Origin of the sequence: Marivirga lumbricoides (assembly GCF_014636295.1) — a bacterium.
GTDB classification, from domain to species: domain Bacteria; phylum Bacteroidota; class Bacteroidia; order Cytophagales; family Cyclobacteriaceae; genus Marivirga; species Marivirga lumbricoides.
In genome coordinates this window covers 26,487-44,750 of the sequence record NZ_BMEC01000015.1, presented here as the reverse complement: position 1 = coordinate 44,750, position 18,264 = coordinate 26,487, and the positions used below count along the sequence as shown (strand labels likewise).

Here is an 18,264-nt window from a genome sequence, read left to right as displayed (position 1 = left end):
TTTTAGTGAATTACCTATTAAATTTCCGCTGTGGTACATTAATTTATCTTTAACAATATTATAGATTTTAAGTATGTCTTCCCACCATGTAATAAGAGATGAGCAAGAACCTCCCGTTTTTATTTTATCTGTTGATAATAATCTAACTTTAATTAGGCAGCTTTTAGGTTGGTCTCCAACAGTTTGGGTGTCGGAAGAATATGCAGAATGGGTAATGTCTCAAAATATAAAAGTAGATGGTGTTTTTGCTATTGATCCTTCTAATTATGTCCCTCTCGATCTTCAGACAGGAAATTATGCTGTGAAGAAATTTGATGAAGGAAATATGCTAGGTAGCCTTATATCTGTACTGGAGGATAAAGAATTTACGGGGATAAATATTTTTTGTAATAAGTTAGTGCGAGAGAAATTGCTCAAATCAGTATTTAACCAGAGTTTAAAAATTCCAATAAGTATATTTGTGGAGGAAGAAATTACTGTGGTAAGTTTTAAAAATTATTTGAAGAAATGGTATCCTTCAGGTAGCAGAATTCACATATTAAGTGGTGAACTTCAGAGTAGCAACACAGAAAAGCAATCAGAAGGGTTTGTTGTGAAAGAAGAGGGGTTCATTCAGATTGAATCTGAGAGCTCCCCCATTATTTTTACTGAATTTTAGCCATAAATATCATTCAACACTTCAGCAAGTCTAACTCCTGCTTTTAATAACTGCTGTTGAACAGTATCCCAGTTTTTGTAAGCATATTCGTATCGTAAATTTCCGTCATCACTAAAGTCGTACACCTGAGGCCTCAAAGCAATTACTTCAATTATCCATTGTTCTAAAGGATCTTTCTGCCATTTTTCAATTTGCTCTTTGGTGGAAATATTATTAACAGCGTTGGCCAATTCGGTATAACTCAATTGCTTTCCATCAATCATTTCACTGTCCCACACTTTGTGTAAGTTGGAGTTTTTACCAAACCACTTTACTTTGATCTGATTAGAGCCCTGGTCTTCACCATTACCCACATGGCATGGCTGATGGATGTCTCCTACAAGATGGAGAAGCATTTTTAAGTGCTCTTGTTCTGTTTTAGGATCAAGTCCCCCCGCTTTCAGCTCTTTAATTAGTCTTTCAATGGTCATGATGATATCACCATTGGGGTTCTTCTTAGCTTCTTCATACGTCATTCCATCCGGAATTTCCGTCCAATGCCAATCGTGAGTGTGATCATAAGCGTCATCAGATTTTATTTCATCCATCCAAACACTGGCAATAGCTAGTGACTCGCCTTGCAGAACAGTATTAATTTTTCTTTGTGCTTTTTTACTAAGATAGAATGATGCTACCTCACCCACAGCTCTATGTCCCGTTTGCCCCCATGAGAAAGCCTGTGGTACAAGAAAAATCATTAATAAAATTGTACTGATTAATTTAATGCGCATGTTTTTTAATTACTATTTGTGTGCAAATATAAATTATTAAATTTATTTACTGTCCCTCAATTTCTGTAGTTCCTGCCATTCATCGCGAAGTCTTGCTGCTTCAATGAAGTCCAGTTCTTTGGCAGCAGCTTCCATTTTTTTCTGTGTGGCTTTTATCATTTTATCCAGTCCTGTCTTATCCATATATTGTACTACAGGGTCTGCAGCAACTGAAACTTCCTCAGCTCCTGCATAGTATTTCTGCTGAGAAGTTTTCTTAGAGTCCACTGCAATAGTTTGTCCCAAAATATGCTCCCTTGATTTGAAAACAGTTTTAGGTACAATATTATGCTGTTTATTATACTCAATTTGTACAGCTCTTCTTCTATTGGTTTCATCAATTGCCAACTGCATGGATTCAGTCACCTTATCAGCGTACATAATTACCTTCCCCTTTTCATTTCGTGCAGCTCTTCCAATAGTTTGAATAAGTGATCGATGATTTCTAAGAAAACCTTCTTTATCAGCATCCAGGATAGCCACAAGTGATACTTCAGGCAGGTCAAGCCCTTCTCTTAACAAGTTCACTCCAACTAATACATCAAACTCACCTAATCGCAAATCTCTCAGAATTTCCACTCTGTCCAACGTGGTTACTTCCGAATGAATGTAGCGGGATTTAATATTTGCTCTTCCCAGAAACTTATTCATTTCTTCAGCCATTCGCTTGGTAAGGGTAGTAATTAAAACCCTTTCTTTAAGTTTTACCCTTTCATCAATTTCTTCCAGTAAATCATCAATTTGGTTGCCACTTGGCCTCACATCAATTTCAGGATCTAATAACCCTGTAGGCCTGATTACTTGCTCCACTACAGTGCCTTCCGTTTTTCTCAATTCATATTCAGCAGGAGTGGCGCTCACATATACAGTCTGGCCCATCATTGCTTCAAACTCATTAAATGTAAGAGGTCGGTTGTCCATTGCTGAAGGTAATCTGTAGCCATAGTCCACCAGGTTGATCTTTCTCGCCCTGTCACCACCATACATGGCTCTTACCTGTGGTACTGTAACATGGCTTTCATCAATCACCATCAAATAATCATCAGGAAAGTAATCCAATAGGCAGAAAGGCCGGGTGCCTGGAGCTCTTCTGTCAAAATATCGAGAGTAGTTTTCTACTCCTGAACAGTAGCCTAGCTCTCGCATCATTTCAATGTCAAATTCTGTTCTTTCCTTTAATCTTTTTGCTTCCAAAAACCTGCCATCCCTCTCAAAGAACTTCACCTGCTCTACCATGTCATCCTGTATTTCTTTAATAGCCTGATGAAGCACATCTTTTCCTGTCACGAATAAATTGGCCGGGAAAATACTAATTATTTTTTCATCAGATATCTTTTTCCCTGAATCAGGTTCAATCCTTTGAATGGATTCGACCTCATCTCCCCAGAACATGATTCTGTAAGCAAAATCTGCATAAGCAACAAAAATATCAACTGTGTCTCCTTTAACGCGAAAGGTTCCTCTTTTAAATTCTGCTGTAGTTCTGTTGTATAAAATATCTACAAAAGCAAATAATAACTGATTCCTGGGTATCTTATCTCCTTGTTGAATTCTGATAATATTTTTTCCGAATTCATCAGGATTACCAATACCATAAATGCATGAAACAGAAGCAATCACCATCACATCTCTTCGGCCTGAGAGCAATGCAGAGGTTGCACTTAATCTCAGTTTCTCTATTTCTTCATTGATGGAAAGATCTTTTTCTATGTATAAATTACTGGTGGGAATAAATGCTTCAGGCTGATAATAATCATAGTAAGAGATAAAATATTCTACTGCATTATCAGGAAAGAATTGTTTAAACTCCCCATATAGCTGAGCAGCAAGGGTTTTATTATGACTTAAAATTAAAGTGGGTTTTTGTACTCTCTCAATCAGGTTGGCTACTGTAAAGGTTTTGCCCGAGCCCGTTACTCCTAACAATACCTGGTCCTGCTCACCAGCTTCTATGCCTTTTTGGAGTTCACCAATAGCTCTTGGCTGATCTCCTGTTGGTATATAATCGCTCTTAATTTTAAAATCCATAAGTACTACAAACGGGGATTTGATAAAATGTTTGCAAAAATTTTATTTTCACTCATTCCATATCTCCCAGGCTTTTTCTGCTTGTTCCACTAGCATTTCATAGCCATTTTTAACACTAGCATTTCTGGCTATTCCTTCTTTCATGAAAGCAGTTTGTTCAGGATTATAAACCAAATCATAGAGAAAATGATTCTCTCCTATCCTATCATATGGAAGGTCAGGTTTTTCTTCAACGGAAGGGTAGGTACCCAACGGTGTTGTATTTACAATTAAGTGAAAATGGCGGAGTAATTCCGGGTTATTTAAAAGAGATTGATAGCTCAAACCTCTTGTACTATCTCTTGAGACTACTTGAAATGGAAGCTCCATGGTGCCTAATGCAAAATTTATTGCTTTTGACGCACCTCCTGTTCCCAGAACTAAGGCTTTCCCTTCAAAGTTTTGAGGTAAAAAATCTTGTAGTGATTTTCTAAAGCCATAGTAGTCAGAATTATAGCCTGTTTTTTTTCCATTATCTAACTTGATAACATTAACAGCACCAATTTTTTCTGCACTTTCATCTAGCTCGTCAAGATAAGGGATGACTTTTTCTTTATAAGGAATAGTGACGTTCAGTCCTTTCAGGTTAGGAAATGCGTTGAGTAAAGCTGGAAATTCTGAAATATCTTTTAGAGGGAATAATTGGTAATCGTAATCTGAGAGACCTTCCTTAAGAAACTTATTGCTGAAATAAGCTTTAGAAAAAGAGTGCCCCAGAGGATAACCAATTAAACCCAGTAGTTTCATTCTGCTTTTGCTTTGAAGACATTTGCTACTTTTTCTATTATCACCACCACAAGAATACCAAAACAGGCCATCATAATGGCCTCCATTAATTGCGGTTCACCAACTTGTTGTAAATACTGGTGCGGTAAAACATTATGGTCCAGGAAAGGAACCTGTTCTCCTTTGCTGTTTAATCTGAATGTATCTACTACCTTCCAGGGCCATACTTTATTAAGCGAACCAATCATAAAACCGGCCAGCATTGCAACAGTAATTGACTGATAGTTAGTAAGAAACCATGAAATAACTCTGGAGAAACTTAATATGCCAAATATACAACCAAAGATAAATATTAGAATTACTGAGAAATTTAAAGTGTGAACAGCCTCCATTACGTACTGATATTTTCCCAGAATTAGTAAAATAAAAGCACCGGAGATTCCAGGAAGTATCATAGCGCAAATGGCTATAGCTCCTGAAAGAAATACAAACCATCCTGCCTCAGTAGTTTCTGCGGGTGCTGCTTCCGAAATAAAGTAAGCTATAGCTATTCCTATAATTCCGGCAAGAAGAGCCTTCCAATCTTTTTTATCAATATCCCTTGCCACAATGATAGCGGCAATGACGATGAGTCCGAAAAAGAAAGACCATACCATAATGGGATAGGTTGCTAAAAGGTAGGTAATCAGCTTTGCAAAGCTGAATACGCTAATGGCAATTCCTCCTACCAAAGTAAGGAGAAAATTGCCATTAACATGTTCCCAGAAATCCTTTAGTTTTAACTTAAACAAAAGTCTGAAAGCTTCCGCATCAATAGATTTAATACTGCGAAGTAATTCCTCGTAAATTCCTGTGATAAATGCTATTGTACCTCCGGATACGCCCGGTACAACATCTGCACTACCCATTGCCACACCTTTCAAGAGTAGTGTCAAATAATCTTTTATTGAGCGCATTACGTTTCTAAAATTTTGTTAAAGTTTATTAAGGAAATGATGGAAAGTGTCTCCTCTTAAGCCCAATCGTATTGTTTCCAAAGGAATTACTTCATTAGGTGCGATATTCCCCAGGTTAACATTTGCCCCTATTAGCTTAATAAAATATACTTGCTGAGATTTCTGTGGAGCTTCCCAAATAATTTTTTCAAATGGAATCTTGGTAAGTATTTCCTGAACCAACCCTGATCTTACTTCACCTGAAGACCTGAAAAGCCCTACGTTACCGGCTTCTCTTGATTCCCCAATTACTTTCCATGCTCCTGCATCTAGTTCAGCCTGCATTAAAGATATCCATTGGTAAGGAGGTATAATTTTATCTTCATCCTTAGATCCTACCTCTGAAAGTACTGTAACCTGTTCTGACAACTTTCTGATGTATTCACACTTAATATCATGCGGAAGCTCAATAGAACCATCAGAAACTTCTGCAAATGGTAAGTCATATTTGTCCAGAAGTTTTCTATAATCGTCAAATTGGTCTCTAATGACAAAAGCTTCAAATAAAGTGCCTCCAAAATAGACAGGAATGCCTGCATCCTTATAAATAGCTAATTTGTCCTTCAGGTTATTGGTAACATATGACGTAGCCCAACCCAGCTTCACAATATCTACGTACTCTCCACTACCATCGATAAAATCTTCTACTTCTCTGTTGCTAAGACCTTTGTCCATAGCCATAGTGAACCCTACATCTCTTGGCTTTGAAGGACGCTCGGGTATTTGCTTTAAACTGTAATTCATTAGTGATTATCTTTTCTGAATTGATCAATAATTTTATACAATGCTTTCTGCGTTTTCACTTGCGGAAAAAAGTCATAAAGCACTGTGTGCATTTCAAAGTCCAAAACTAATGCATTTTCCAGAAAGATAAAGGCTTCTTTGTATTTACCTGATTCAATTAAATAGGCAGTCATTCTATAATAGAGTTCAGCAGCCTCAGGATTTTCATCTAATCCTTCTTTAATAATATTCATTGCAACATCTATTTCACCTGAATCAAAGTAGATGTATGACCAGTCTAAATAAATGCTAACTTCTTCAGGATCAAGTGAAACGGCTTCCTCATATGCGTCAATGGCGGCATTTTGGTTGCCTAGTTGATACTCTGCAAAACCAGCTGCCTGCCAGTATTTAGCTTCGTGCATATTTATTTTTAATGCTTTTCTTGCATAATGCACTGCTTCAATCCATTTTTCCTGTGCAGTAAGTGTTTTAGCCAATCCGTAGAAAGCTTCATCATACAGAGGATCGTACTTAATGGCCTTCTGAAAATATTTTACAGCCAAATCAATTTGATCTAACTGATCATAAGTTTCAGCCATTCTGCAATATACTTCAGCGCTGGCGCCTTCAATTCTTAAAGTTTGAGAGAAAGCATCCAGTGCTTTGGTATACTCTTCCATTTCAGCATAGCTATTGCCCATATTAAAATAGGCAGATGCAAATTGATCATCAATAGCTATAGCATATTCGTAAGCTTCAATGGCTTTTTGGTACTTTTTGAGCTTATGATATACTACTCCCAAATTATACCATGCGTGGTATGAGTAGGGGTCAGCATCTATAAACTTTTCATAGTAGGAGATACTTCCCTCCAGCTGATCTGTAACATCAAGGCAATAGGCAAGTTCATAAATGGCATTTTCAAAATCCACATTTTCTTCCAGTACCTTTTTATAATATTCTATAGCTTGCTCAAACTTAGCCATCTGTTGGTAGCACATCCCTATCTGGAAAAGAATCTCGTCTTTTTCTTCGGCAAAAGTAAGTGCATGCAACAAACTCTCTATTGCTTCATTATTTCTTTCGCAAATAGTGAGTATGTTGGCTTTAGTCATAAGTAAGTCAACATCATTAGGCTGAAAGTTTTCAGCTTTTTCCAGTACAGAAAGTGCTTCATCATATTTCTGATTGGTTGCCAGTACATGGGCATTTAATACAATCAGTTCTATTGAAAACGGATATTGTTCAACAGCAAATTCACAGGCCTTTAGTGCTTTCTTGTTGTTGTTCTCGTCCAGATAAAATTCTACAACCTGTTCCAGTTCTTCAACATCAAAGAAGTGAAAGGCTTTACCCTGAACGTGGTTTTCGAATTTCTTCACTAACTCTTTTTCTCCGTCTTTTCGGCTTCTATAAAATTCGCTCATAGGTTATTTACTATCCAATACAATTTAGTAATTACAGGGTTAAAATCAACAACGCTGGTATAAAAATTATAGTTTTTAACCAATCATTTATTTTCATTGTGTCAATGGTGTTTTTAACTGCATCAGCTAACGGGGAAAAATCTATTTTGATGTCTCTCTTTACTTTAGCTGCGCTATAAATATTTTTACTGCCTGCCATTCTTGCTGTTTCCATAGAGAGCGTAGGTGTTTTTCCTTTTATTCTACTATAAATATTTTCCAGAAGAGCTCCTGCTAATACAGCAAATTTAGGCACATTGTATTGTGGAGGTTTTACATTCATATAGTTTGCTACTATTGAGAAAAAACCTTTATAGCTAATCCATCCTCCATTCAAAATCCACTGTTGATTGATGTAACTACTCTTAATTCCTTTTATGATTGCAGAAGAAACATCATCAACGAAAATATAGTTGAGCATACCTGATGTGTAAAAGGGTTTGCCATCAGCCACATAACCGATTAGACGAGCACTACTTTGGTCCGGTTTAGCAGGGCCAACAATAATTGAAGGGTTAAAAATTAAATAAGGCAGACCTTTTTCTTTACTTAATGTTTTTATACTCTCCTCAGCAGCTTTTTTGCTTCTTCCATAATTACTGGAAAATTGATTTTTATCCCAGGGAGTGGTTTCGTCTAAAATCTTTGAAGGGTCTTGCTTCCCTATTGCAGAGATGCTACTGACCAATATAAATTTTTCCACATTAAGTTTTAATGCTGCAATGCCCATTTTAGTTGTCAGCTTAGTATTAACTTCGAAAAGCTTTGCTTTATCCTTTTTTTGATAAGAAATAAATCCTGCAGCATGTATAATATAATTAAATGGAATATTTAAACCAATTACAGATTCCACGTCTATAGAATCTATATTTATCCATGTGATTTTGCTGCTTTCAGGGCAAAGGCTTAGATCAGATTTATTTCTTTTTATAGCAAAAACGTGATAACCTTCCCGAATTAGATGGTGAAGCAAATTACTGCCCAACAGTCCGGTTGCACCAGTTAACAATACCTTTTTAGAGGGCATTAAAAATTAAAAATTTTCTTTAGTGTGGAAAGTGATTTGCTGCCATTATCATTGTAGTAGTCCTGATAATATCCATAGCTTTTATTGTCTTTTTTGGCAGCGTTAAATATGAGCGAAACATTCTCAATGCCATTGAGGTCTATACTTCTGTGTAAATCTTTAATGAAACTTCTTTTAGAATAATCAGATCTCACCACAAAAAGAGAGTAATTCGATTTTTTGAGCGCTATGATACCATCTGATACTAAACCTATTGGAGGTGTATCCAACAAAATAATGTCATACTCTTTTCTTAATTCACTCAACAGCTGAGTGAAAAGGTTACTTTCCAGTAATTCTGCAGGATTAGGAGGTATTACACCGGAAGGGATAAAATGCAGGTTCTCATTTTTAGTTTTGTGTACACAATTTTTCCAATGCACTCCCCCGCTTAAGATAGAACTTATTCCATCATCATTTGATTGAATATTAAAGGCATGTTGCGCTCTGGGCTTCCTCATGTCCAAATCCAGGATAATTGTTTTCTTACTTGATAAAGAAAGGATAGCTGCAAGGTTTACAGCTATAAAGGTTTTACCTTCTCCACTTGTGCTAGAAGTAATAGAGATGACAGTTTTTCCTTCATTAATTCCCAGAAAACTTAAGCCTGTTCTCAAGGTACGAAAAGCTTCACTGATTTGAGACCTCGGTTTTTCGAATACAATTACCCCACCTTTTTTAGCGATACTTTTTCTTAAGCGACTGATGGAAGCAATGATGGGTAAATGAGTAAGGCGTTCCAATTCATTCAAGCTATTTATTTCATCATAAATGAGGTATTTAACCATTACAAATACGAAGCTTAGTATTAAACCGAAGACCACTGCCCCCATGTACAATATTTTAGAAGAGGGGCCAATAGGTAATTTGGGTAAGCTGGCAGGTGTTAAAATGACTACTTCCGCTAAAGTTCCGGCCTGAGCAATCTGAAACTCAGTCTTTTTTTGCATCAATGCGAGATATAGCTCTTCATACAATGAATAAAAGCGCATTTTCTGGTTTAGTTCATTATTTTTAGCCGGTAGTTTATTAAATGATTCTTCTAAAGCTTTTTTTCTGGTAAGTAAAGATGCTTGCTGCTGTTCCAGAAAAGTTATTCGGGAATCAATCATTTGTTGAATACGTACTAACAGCACTTCCTTTTTCTGAGCAGTTTCAGTTATAATTTGACTTCCGCTTTTGTAACGCATCTTTGCCAACAATAAAGAGTTATTAAGCTCTATAAGTTCATTAAAATGTTGGTAGATGTTTTGAGGTAAAAGAGTAGTGTTTATCTGGTAAATTTGGATGGAATCTTCCTTAATTATTTCCTGAGTTTTATTAAGCTCTTTTAGCTGAAAGCGGTAGTTAAAAAGCATAGAATCTACTTTTACTATTTCAGTAATCAGCTTGTTTAAATCATTTGCAGGATTAACCGTTTTGTTTTCGACTGTGAATTCTTCTATGGCTGCTTCATAGCCGGAAAGAACAGCTGCGGTTTGATTGAGCTGTTCATTTAAGAATTCGATTTTTAACTGATTGGCTTTGTTTTTCTGCTCTCTGCTATATTCAATATATAATTCACTAATAGTCTCAACTATTGATTGAACTTTATACAAATTATAATCTTCAAAAGTGATTTTTATGGTGTTGGCATTTAAGTTTTCCGGAGCAACTGAAAGGTTAGATTCAATATAATCAAGTGAGCTTTCTTCACTGTTGATTGTAAAAAATAAAGTTTCCCCAACAAAGAAATTTTCTGTTTTTTGAAGCTGATAGGTACATCCGCCAAAATCAAAATCCTGGTTAAATAACCCTTTCTTCCATTTGTTTTCTTCTGGGTTGAGGCTTATTCTAAAATTTTGTTCATCAATGATATCTACAAACATCTTGAGATGTTTTGGAGCGCAGGACTCCTGGTATTTTACTCGAAACGGTACATAGGCGTATCTTTCTTCATTTTTAAATCTGCCAATAACTTCATAGGTAACATCCAAAGGTAACTTTTTGATCACTTGCTTTAGGAAAAGCTTAGAGCGAATTAGTTCTACTTCTCCTGAAAGGGTATTCAGATTAGAGCTTTCCTCTGACAAAGGATTAAAGCCAAAAACGCTGGCTTCATTTCTTTTATTAAGTTTTAACTCTGCATAAGACTGGTATTTAACATTTGTATATCTTATGTACAGAAATATCGAGAGAAGGGCTAAAGTGAAGAAAAGAAAAACCCATATTATATTCTTTTTAAGTAAGATTAAAAACTTCTTAAAATCGAACATATCATTTCGGGACTGAGCTGTAGCAGGTGCGCCCTTGGCAATGTTTCTTTGATATATTGTTTTATTATCCAAAGCTATTGAGGATCGTCATTACTGGATTGGATGTTTTGAATAACAAGCACTAGAGTAGCTATATTAGCTATTATCCCCAGAATTGGTGCGAAATCCCGCACAGACTCGTTAAAGATTCTTCTCTGCGGTTCCACGTAAACAATATCACCGGGTATTATATCAAGGTTTGCTTTTTGCATGCCTTCTATGGTGCTTAAATCAATTATTTGAACGGCCGGATTGTCCAATGGTCCTCTAATTAAACGAATGTTACCCCCTTTTGAATCTTTAGTAAGGCCTCCTGAAAGTGCTAAAACCTCTAAAAGATTCATTTTCTCGTTAGCAAGAGGAATCACATGGCCGCCCATAGCACCTAGTACTATTACTCTTCTGTTTAGAGGTGAAACCCGAACATATGGCTCTATATAAATTTCGCTATATTGCTCCTGTAAAGTTTGCTGCAATAAATTAATTGAATACCCTGTTACCTTTACTTTGCCTAATAAAGGTAAATTGATTTCCCCTGTAGGCAATACATCGAACTCCTTACTTGGCTTAGATTGCATTTGTGCCCCTGCTCCGGTAGTAGAACCAATTTCCAGATTAGGGTCTAAAACCCTTTCTCCTTTATTGGTGTATACCTCTATCATGAGCTTATCTCCTGCTTTTATCTCGTAAGCTTCCTCAACTTTCGCTATCTCATTTTGAAATTGCTCTACATTCAAATCTTCTTCAGCCTGGAGAATAATATTTTGTTTATATACTTTACAGCCACTTAAAAAAAATGCAGCTATTAGTATATAAAATGGATAAGTATAAAAGGGTGTGCTGTTGTTTTTTCTCACTAAATGTAAAAATATAACCAATTCCGCAAAAGACAATGGTTAATTAAGAATGCTTAATTATTTATTTACGTATGCCAATTCCAGCTGAGGCTTAATTTGCCCATTGCTTTCAATAGCTTTCATATATCTGTCAATAATTATATGATGGTCAAACCTGCGTTCCACAATGTCCCGACCTTCCAGGCCCATTTTCCTTTGTTCCTCTTCCCCAAGATAAAACATGTTTTTCATTTTAAGGGCAAGGTCATTTTCATCTTTAACTTTACAAAGCAAGCCATTGCGCTTATCATCTACAATATTGTTGCAGCCGGGCACATTAGTAGCTACAATTGGTTTGGCACAAGCGGCAGCTTCTAATAGCGTTCTTGGTGTACCTTCTCTGTAGCTAGGCAAAACTATACAGTCGGCATTGTGAATGTAAGGCCGTACATCATCTGTACTTCCTAAATAGTTAATATAGCCTTCCTGAATCCATTCTTCAAGTTCCTCTGAGGCAATTCCTCGTGAGTGCTCTTCATCTAAGGTGCCTAATAAACTGAATGTTGCATTTATTCCTCTCTCCTGTAGAATTGCACAGGCAGCAACATATTCTCGTATACCTTTGTCAATGATTAAACGAGATATCATCAAAAATTCAAAAGGTTTTTCAGGTTTAATTTCGGTTTTCTCTTTCGGATAAAAATGACTTAAATCTATACCCGAGCCCGGAATTACTTCGCATATATTTCTTTGGATTAATTCTTTATCAAGGAATAGCTGCAGATCCTCCTGATTTTGAAAGAAAACCTGTTTGGGAAATTTAAATGAGAAACGATAAAGTGTCAGTGCTATTTTAGAAATCCATGTATCATTTAAAAATATGGTGCCAAGTCCGCTAATATTATTTATAACAGGAATGCTTAAAGCAGTAGCTGCTAATGTTCCGTAAATATTTGGTTTGATAGTATAGTGTAATATAACATCTGGCTTTGTCCTCTTATATATGTTGTAAAGTTCATAAGTGAGCCCTAAATCCTTAAAGGGGTTGGCTCCTCTGCTGTCCATAGTTACATCTTCGAAAGAGCATCCCATCTGGATCAGTTTTTCAGTGTAATCATCATGAGGAGCGATAGCTACCACTGAGTGTCCACTTCTAAGTAGCTCTTGTATGAGGGAAAATCTAAAGTTATAGATATTCCATGATGTATTTAATGTAATAGCTATTTTCATTGTCTTAAAGAGCTTAAAATTAAGAATTTATAAAAAGCTTTCAGGGTGAATTGGGGATAATTCGATAGGGGAGAAGATATAACTGATTAAACTTTTATAAAATCCTTCAAGATTACACATTCGGTTCAAATATAATGATATAAAAACAGGAATTATATAAAGCTTTTCTATTTTTGTAAAAAAAAAATCTTCTATTATGGAAATTGGTATCCTACATTCACATGTTACTATTGTTACACTATTTTTACTTTTTTTATTGTTTAAATCTATTTTACTGTTTACTAATAAAAATCAACTTCTTAATAAAGTACGAACTAAATTCAAAATGGCAGACCCTATTTTAGGGGTGCTAATGTTAGCTACCGGAGGTTATTTACTTTATCTTTATGGAGCTGAAGCCCCTACTTACCTGTGGGTGAAATTGATTATTGTACTATTGATTATTCCCATAGGTATTGTAGCTTTTAAAAAAGAAAATAAAGCCATGGCACTTATCGCACTTTTGCTTACTTTTTATATATACGGAGTTTCTGAAGCTGGCAGTTTGACTTTTTCAAAAGAATCTACACTGGCAGAGGATACAAGTGATCCTCAACCTGAAATTTCTATGGACGATCAGCCTGGGATAATTTCCCAAAATATGGAAAATGTTTTAGAGACCGGAAAAGAGATTTACTTGGCAGAATGTAAAAAGTGTCATGGAAAGGATGGGAAAAAAGGATTGTTTAAATCCCCGGATTTAACTCAAAGTAAATTAAACCTGGAAGAAAGAATTGCGTGGATAAAGAAAGGAAAAGGAGTTATGCCAGCCTATAAGGATCAGCTTTCCGAATCAGACATAGAGGCAGTAGCTGCTTATTTAGATGAACTAAAATAATATCCCGCAGCAGGGACAAAATATGTACGAAGTTACCACAGAAAATAGTGTTGTTGTAAAGGCAGTTTTGGTAGCATTAATTACCAGAGAGCAGTCCGCTGAAAAAACTGATGAATATTTGGACGAACTTGCATTTTTAACCAGTACTCTGGGTGCAACTACTGAAAAGATGTTTACTCAAAGGTTAGAGAAACCTGATGTTCGAAGCTTTGTTGGTAAAGGGAAGCTGGAGGAAATCAGTGCTTATGTAAAAGCTGAAAATATTGATTGGGTTATTTTTGACGATGACCTAACTCCTTCACAATTGAGAAACCTGGAAAAGGAGTTGAGCTGTAAAATTTATGATCGAAGTTTGCTCATTCTTGATATCTTTTTGAGCAGGGCGCAAACTGCTCAGGCCAAAACACAGGTCGAGCTGGCTCGAAATCAATATCTTTTACCAAGATTAACCCGGATGTGGACGCACCTGGAAAGACAAAGAGGAGGGACAGGAACCCGGGGTGGTGCCGGAGAGAAAGAGATTGAGACAGATAGAAGGATGATTCGTAACACGATAGATGTGTTGAAGAAGAAGCTGGAGAAAATAGATAAGCAAAATATGACTCAGCGCAAATCTCGCGGAAAGATAGTACGAGTTGCTATTGTGGGTTATACCAATGTTGGTAAATCAACCTTAATGACATTGCTTTCAAAGTCGGATATTTTAGCGGAGAATAAATTATTTGCTACAGTTGATTCAACAGTAAGAAAAGTAAATTTTGAGGATATTCCTTTTCTACTTTCAGATACTGTTGGTTTTATCAGGAAGTTGCCTACACATTTAATTGAGTCTTTTAAGTCAACCCTTGATGAAATTCGTGAGGCAGATGTTCTTATTCATGTGGTGGATGTGAGTCATCCTGTGCTGGATGACCATATCCATGTAGTTAATAATACATTGGCGGACATAAAAGCGAGTGATAAGCCCACTTTGCTTGTTTTTAATAAAGTAGATTTGTTAAAGGATGAGGAAGAAGGACTGACAGTGAAGGAGAAAATTGAGCAACTAAAGACTACCTATCTTAATAAAGAAGAAAATGATGTAGTCTTTATTTCTGCAGCTAACAAAGAAAATATTGAGGAATTGAAAAGTAAGTTAAGAAAACTGGTGGAGGCTAAGCATTTTACTATATTCCCCAATTATTTAAAAAACACCTACTATTAGGTATTACACGTGAGGATGTAGTTTTTATTTTCTTTTTGTTGTAATCACTTAGATCCCCATAAGGAATTTGAAAATGAAATATGGGGGTTGTCTTAAATCAGCAATTTCATTACTTTTGCAAACCTAGAGAAATACACCTCTTGTACAGATTACAGAGGTTTCAACAGATGGCACCGTAGTTCAATGGATAGAATAGAAGTTTCCTAAACCCTACTTTTCTTATTCTATTTGAAACATCCTCTTCAAATACCCCGCTATTTGCTTACTTTCGGCCTTTATTTTGGAGCGATTGTTGATCAGCATCCGATTATTATGAATTATGTTCACTAATTGTTCACTAATTTTTTAAGTCAAAATGAATGTAAGTATAAGCTTTGAGTGTAAGTCTGGCTACATTTCTAGAAACGGAACTATTCCTTTAACTCTAAGAATCACTATTAATAGGAAGAACAATTACCTCAATTTAGGTCGGAAAATCAATGTTGATCAGTACGACCCTAGACTCAAGAGAATCAAACCCGGAATAAAGGGTCATACCCAAATAGTCACTTTTATAAAGAGGCAAGAAGTTAAGGTGGACGAGATTATACATGAGCTGGAAAGAACTGGTCAGACGATCACTTTTAAGCGAATAAAGGATGAATATAATGGAGTGACTGGTAAAGTAAAAAGTAACGATTTCTATGAGTATGTTGAAGCAGAATTGATCAAGGAAAAGGAAGAGACACTAATTAAGGAATCTACCTTAAAGGGGTATGAAAAGCAGTTAAATATTCTAAAAGGTTTTCAAAAAAGGCTTTCAATTCATGAAATCGATGAAGATTATTTAGGTAAGCTTAAAAAGTATCTTATCCCTAAATACGCCTCAAATACTCAGTACCATGTTTTCTCCTTTTTAAGAAAGTATACTTTAAGACTTCATAAGTCGGGGGAGATTAAAAATTATCCATTTACAAATTTTATTGTTGGCCAGCCTGAGTTGGTTGATATTAATTACCTCGAGCCCGAAGAAATCACACTTTTACACGATTTATATGATAGCAAAGAGTTGCTAAAGTATGTCAAGAAAGCTACCAGTAAACATGCGCAAGATTTTCATGTGGGTGCTCGATATCAAAGTACGCTTCAGCATGCATTAGTAGCTTGTTATTGTGGACTAAGACATTCTGATATTAAAACACTGAGGCGTGAGCATATCCAGAAGAATTATATCGTTAAGCAGATGGAGAAGGACAGGCTCGGTAAGAAAAAGACAGTTAGAATTCCAATAAAATCAAGATTGCTTTCTCTATTAAAGCTGGAAAGCAAATCCGGATTATTATTTGAACAACCTGTTCAGGAAAATGGTACAACTAATAATTATTTGAAAGAAATCTTTAAAATTGCCGGCATCAACAAGCATATTACCTTTCATGGTTTTCGCCATGCTTTTGCTATCAACTCATTATTGCTAGGATTAAAAATAGAAGTAGTGAGTGATATTCTCGGCCATTCGGAGTTAACTACTACTCAAAGATATGCAAGAGTTGTGGATCGGTTAAGGGAAAAGGAAATGGATAAATGGGATGGCTTTAATTTAGATGTGAGTAAGGAAACGAATAATAAAATTATAGCTATGCTCCCTAAGTTAAGCGCTGCTGAATCAGAGAGAGTTCTTGACTTTATTGGAGAAATAACGAATTCTAGTAATAAATAAGCCCTTGTATGGTACTAATGTTATCTAACCAATATTCAAGATTAGAAGGAGCTACACAAATTGGGACAGTTATACAAATCAGGTAATTACGAAAAAGCTTGAGCCAATCAGTTTATCAAAGCAACTATATTTGTACAAATTGAAGTGAATGATCAATTAATCACTATAAAGTTCCTCCAAAAATGATTCTCTCTTAAGCACTACCTCAAGAACAAGGTAGAAAAGCTCAGTATTTTTTACTTGGGATGGTGAAAAAGCCGTATTTCGTCACATTTCTTCATGTAATCTTTTTAATAATTAGTAAGATTCTTTGGAGTATCTAAGAAAATATTTCTATGTTTAAAGAAAAAAAGCTTGCTACGATAAATAGTAGAGAATGTTTCAATCAAATAAGTACCCTTATTTTCAATCCTTGCCTTTAAAGCATCTTCTGCTGGGGCTTGTAATATTTTGGTTGATTCAGCCTCTTCGTGCGCAAGTTTCCACTCAAAAACCGGATAGTCTATTACATTCTGCTGACAGTCTTTCGGGAGGAATAAAAGAGCCGGGAAAGCAAATAAATACTGCCCTCCATTCATTTAGCGACTCTATTAACAGCAATGTGACTTTATTTATTGATTCACTTTCTTTCGTGAATGATACTTCTTTCAGAAGAATTCAAAAGTTAATTCTACTTGAAGCTCGTGATTTGCCAGAATTAAAGGGAATCCCTCTTCCTGAAGAAAGTGCTCATAAGCTTAAACTGCCTTCTGTTTCTGGCAAAGTAAAAAACCAGATCTCTAAAAAACCATTGATAGATACTCCCCTGAAAGAAGCAAAACAGGTAAAAGCACAGCTGGATAGTGGAAACTATGAAGCATTAGAAAAAAAGTCCCAAGCTTTGCTGGTGGAGCATGTAGATGAATTTAAAGAACTCAATGCTTTACAAGCTGAAGGAGGCTTAGTTTCTGAGTTGGGAGCCAGTAAGCCCTTGGAATGGGATCCTTCCAAAGTGGCAGCCTCACAGCAAATAGCAGAAAAGCTGGGGGAGCATGCTGATAAGATCCAATCTGCATTAAAAGGCATGGAAGGGATAAAACAGAAATACAGCAAAGTAAACCTGATGAACCCTAATGGCCCGGTGCTGACCGAGCTGGATAAAAGCCCTGCAGACCGCTGGCAATTTGGCTTAGGCCTGGAAGCCAAATGGATGAATGGACTGCTCTTAAAAACCGCTCCTTTAGTGGCTTATAAATTTACTAATAAATGGTCGGCCGGCTTAAGTGGCAGTGCAGATATTTTAGTGTACCACAAAGATTCACTCGCAGCAAAATTCAACAGGGAAATCTCTTACCGACTGTTCAGCCAGTACAAGTTTTACAAAAACATTTTTGCCCATGTGGAATTTGAGCAGCCTTATGCTACTAAAAGCGAGGAACTGAGAGAAAATTGGTATGACCTTAAGCAGGTACAGCCCAAAGGCTGGCTGGGTTTGGGCATAGAATATAGAATTTACAAAAAGCTGAAAGGCCAGACACAGGTATTATATAATATAGTTCCCCCAGATTATACGAAACCATCAGAAAGTAGATTGGGGGTTAGGATTAATTTGATAATGGAATAATTTAGTTGCCA

15 protein-coding genes are annotated in these 18,264 nt (G+C 36.2%); 5 read left to right on the top strand and 10 right to left on the bottom strand.

The features are described from left to right. The first annotated feature begins 73 nt into the window (after positions 1-73). Positions 74-658, top strand: coding sequence for a hypothetical protein (locus IEV85_RS20630; RefSeq protein WP_188467136.1), 585 nt, complete (start codon positions 74-76; stop codon positions 656-658). Here the strand turns inward: IEV85_RS20630 and IEV85_RS20625 are convergent. The 10 genes from IEV85_RS20625 to IEV85_RS20580 are packed head-to-tail and all read right to left on the bottom strand — an operon-like array spanning position 655 to position 12,873. Then, positions 655-1,428, bottom strand: a complete 774-nt coding sequence (locus IEV85_RS20625; protein WP_229712675.1) for a S1/P1 nuclease — start codon at positions 1,426-1,428, stop codon at positions 655-657. The two genes, IEV85_RS20630 and IEV85_RS20625, sit on opposite strands and share 4 nt — an antisense overlap. 42 nt (positions 1,429-1,470) lie before the next feature. After that, positions 1,471-3,495 (bottom strand): excinuclease ABC subunit UvrB, encoded by a 2,025-nt coding sequence (gene uvrB, locus IEV85_RS20620; RefSeq protein ID WP_188467134.1) that lies wholly within the window; start codon positions 3,493-3,495, stop codon positions 1,471-1,473. 48 nt (positions 3,496-3,543) lie between these two features. Next, positions 3,544-4,281: a shikimate dehydrogenase family protein gene (locus tag IEV85_RS20615; RefSeq protein WP_188467132.1), complete on the bottom strand. Its 738-nt coding sequence runs from the start codon at positions 4,279-4,281 to the stop codon at positions 3,544-3,546. Continuing rightward, positions 4,278-5,216, bottom strand: coding sequence for a polyprenyl-phosphate transporter (locus IEV85_RS20610; protein WP_188467130.1), 939 nt, complete (start codon positions 5,214-5,216; stop codon positions 4,278-4,280). Before IEV85_RS20610 ends, IEV85_RS20615 begins: the two co-directional genes overlap by 4 nt. Before the next feature lie 18 nt (positions 5,217-5,234). Beyond that, on the bottom strand, positions 5,235-5,999 hold the full coding sequence (locus IEV85_RS20605; protein ID WP_188467128.1) for a phosphosulfolactate synthase: 765 nt from the start codon (positions 5,997-5,999) through the stop codon (positions 5,235-5,237). Beyond that, positions 5,999-7,408 (bottom strand): tetratricopeptide repeat protein, encoded by a 1,410-nt coding sequence (locus tag IEV85_RS20600; protein WP_188467126.1) that lies wholly within the window; start codon positions 7,406-7,408, stop codon positions 5,999-6,001. The genes IEV85_RS20605 and IEV85_RS20600 overlap by 1 nt, the downstream gene beginning before the upstream one ends. A 31-nt stretch (positions 7,409-7,439) precedes the next feature. Beyond that, positions 7,440-8,474 carry an NAD-dependent epimerase/dehydratase family protein gene (locus tag IEV85_RS20595; RefSeq protein ID WP_188467124.1) on the bottom strand — a complete coding sequence of 345 codons (1,035 nt, stop codon included), beginning with the start codon at positions 8,472-8,474 and terminating at the stop codon, positions 7,440-7,442. Next, positions 8,474-10,840 carry a GumC family protein gene (locus IEV85_RS20590; RefSeq protein ID WP_188467122.1) on the bottom strand — a complete coding sequence of 789 codons (2,367 nt, stop codon included), beginning with the start codon at positions 10,838-10,840 and terminating at the stop codon, positions 8,474-8,476. The genes IEV85_RS20595 and IEV85_RS20590 overlap by 1 nt, the downstream gene beginning before the upstream one ends. 2 nt (positions 10,841-10,842) lie before the next feature. Further along, positions 10,843-11,664, bottom strand: a complete 822-nt coding sequence (locus IEV85_RS20585; RefSeq protein WP_188467120.1) for a polysaccharide biosynthesis/export family protein — start codon at positions 11,662-11,664, stop codon at positions 10,843-10,845. 57 nt (positions 11,665-11,721) lie between these two features. Beyond that, positions 11,722-12,873, bottom strand: coding sequence for a glycosyltransferase family 4 protein (locus tag IEV85_RS20580; protein ID WP_188467118.1), 1,152 nt, complete (start codon positions 12,871-12,873; stop codon positions 11,722-11,724). Positions 12,874-13,069: 196 nt separating this feature from the next. On the opposite strand from IEV85_RS20580, the gene IEV85_RS20575 reads away from it, so the two are divergent. The 4 genes from IEV85_RS20575 to IEV85_RS20560 all read left to right on the top strand — a co-directional run bounded on the left by IEV85_RS20575 (position 13,070) and on the right by IEV85_RS20560 (position 18,253). Next, entirely contained in the window at positions 13,070-13,750 is a 681-nt protein-coding gene (locus IEV85_RS20575) for a c-type cytochrome (protein WP_188467116.1), read from the top strand. A 22-nt stretch (positions 13,751-13,772) separates the two neighbouring features. After that, positions 13,773-14,954: a GTPase HflX gene (gene hflX, locus IEV85_RS20570; RefSeq protein ID WP_188467113.1), complete on the top strand. Its 1,182-nt coding sequence runs from the start codon at positions 13,773-13,775 to the stop codon at positions 14,952-14,954. A gap of 355 nt (positions 14,955-15,309) precedes the next feature. Continuing rightward, the gene (locus IEV85_RS20565) at positions 15,310-16,650 is read left to right on the top strand and encodes a site-specific integrase (RefSeq protein ID WP_188467111.1); all 1,341 of its coding nucleotides are present in this window, start codon (positions 15,310-15,312) and stop codon (positions 16,648-16,650) included. Positions 16,651-17,026: 376 nt separating this feature from the next. Then, positions 17,027-18,253 carry a hypothetical protein gene (locus tag IEV85_RS20560; RefSeq protein WP_188467109.1) on the top strand — a complete coding sequence of 409 codons (1,227 nt, stop codon included), beginning with the start codon at positions 17,027-17,029 and terminating at the stop codon, positions 18,251-18,253. The last annotated feature ends 11 nt before the right edge of the window (positions 18,254-18,264 follow it).

Excerpts from the sequence above, each read along its gene's own strand:
- IEV85_RS20625 (WP_229712675.1), bottom strand. The coding sequence starts at position 1,428 with ATGCGCATTAAATTAATCAGTACAATTTTATTAATGATTTTTCTTGTA.
- IEV85_RS20610 (WP_188467130.1), bottom strand. The coding sequence starts at position 5,216 with ATGCGCTCAATAAAAGATTATTTGACACTACTCTTGAAAGGTGTGGCA.
- hflX (WP_188467113.1), top strand. The coding sequence starts at position 13,773 with ATGTACGAAGTTACCACAGAAAATAGTGTTGTTGTAAAGGCAGTTTTG.
- uvrB (WP_188467134.1), bottom strand. The coding sequence starts at position 3,495 with ATGGATTTTAAAATTAAGAGCGATTATATACCAACAGGAGATCAGCCA.
- IEV85_RS20615 (WP_188467132.1), bottom strand. The coding sequence starts at position 4,281 with ATGAAACTACTGGGTTTAATTGGTTATCCTCTGGGGCACTCTTTTTCT.
- IEV85_RS20595 (WP_188467124.1), bottom strand. The coding sequence starts at position 8,474 with ATGCCCTCTAAAAAGGTATTGTTAACTGGTGCAACCGGACTGTTGGGC.
- IEV85_RS20560 (WP_188467109.1), top strand. The coding sequence starts at position 17,027 with ATGTTTCAATCAAATAAGTACCCTTATTTTCAATCCTTGCCTTTAAAG.
- IEV85_RS20580 (WP_188467118.1), bottom strand. The coding sequence starts at position 12,873 with ATGAAAATAGCTATTACATTAAATACATCATGGAATATCTATAACTTT.
- IEV85_RS20605 (WP_188467128.1), bottom strand. The coding sequence starts at position 5,999 with ATGAATTACAGTTTAAAGCAAATACCCGAGCGTCCTTCAAAGCCAAGA.
- IEV85_RS20575 (WP_188467116.1), top strand. The coding sequence starts at position 13,070 with ATGGAAATTGGTATCCTACATTCACATGTTACTATTGTTACACTATTT.
- IEV85_RS20565 (WP_188467111.1), top strand. The coding sequence starts at position 15,310 with ATGAATGTAAGTATAAGCTTTGAGTGTAAGTCTGGCTACATTTCTAGA.
- IEV85_RS20630 (WP_188467136.1), top strand. The coding sequence starts at position 74 with ATGTCTTCCCACCATGTAATAAGAGATGAGCAAGAACCTCCCGTTTTT.
- IEV85_RS20600 (WP_188467126.1), bottom strand. The coding sequence starts at position 7,408 with ATGAGCGAATTTTATAGAAGCCGAAAAGACGGAGAAAAAGAGTTAGTG.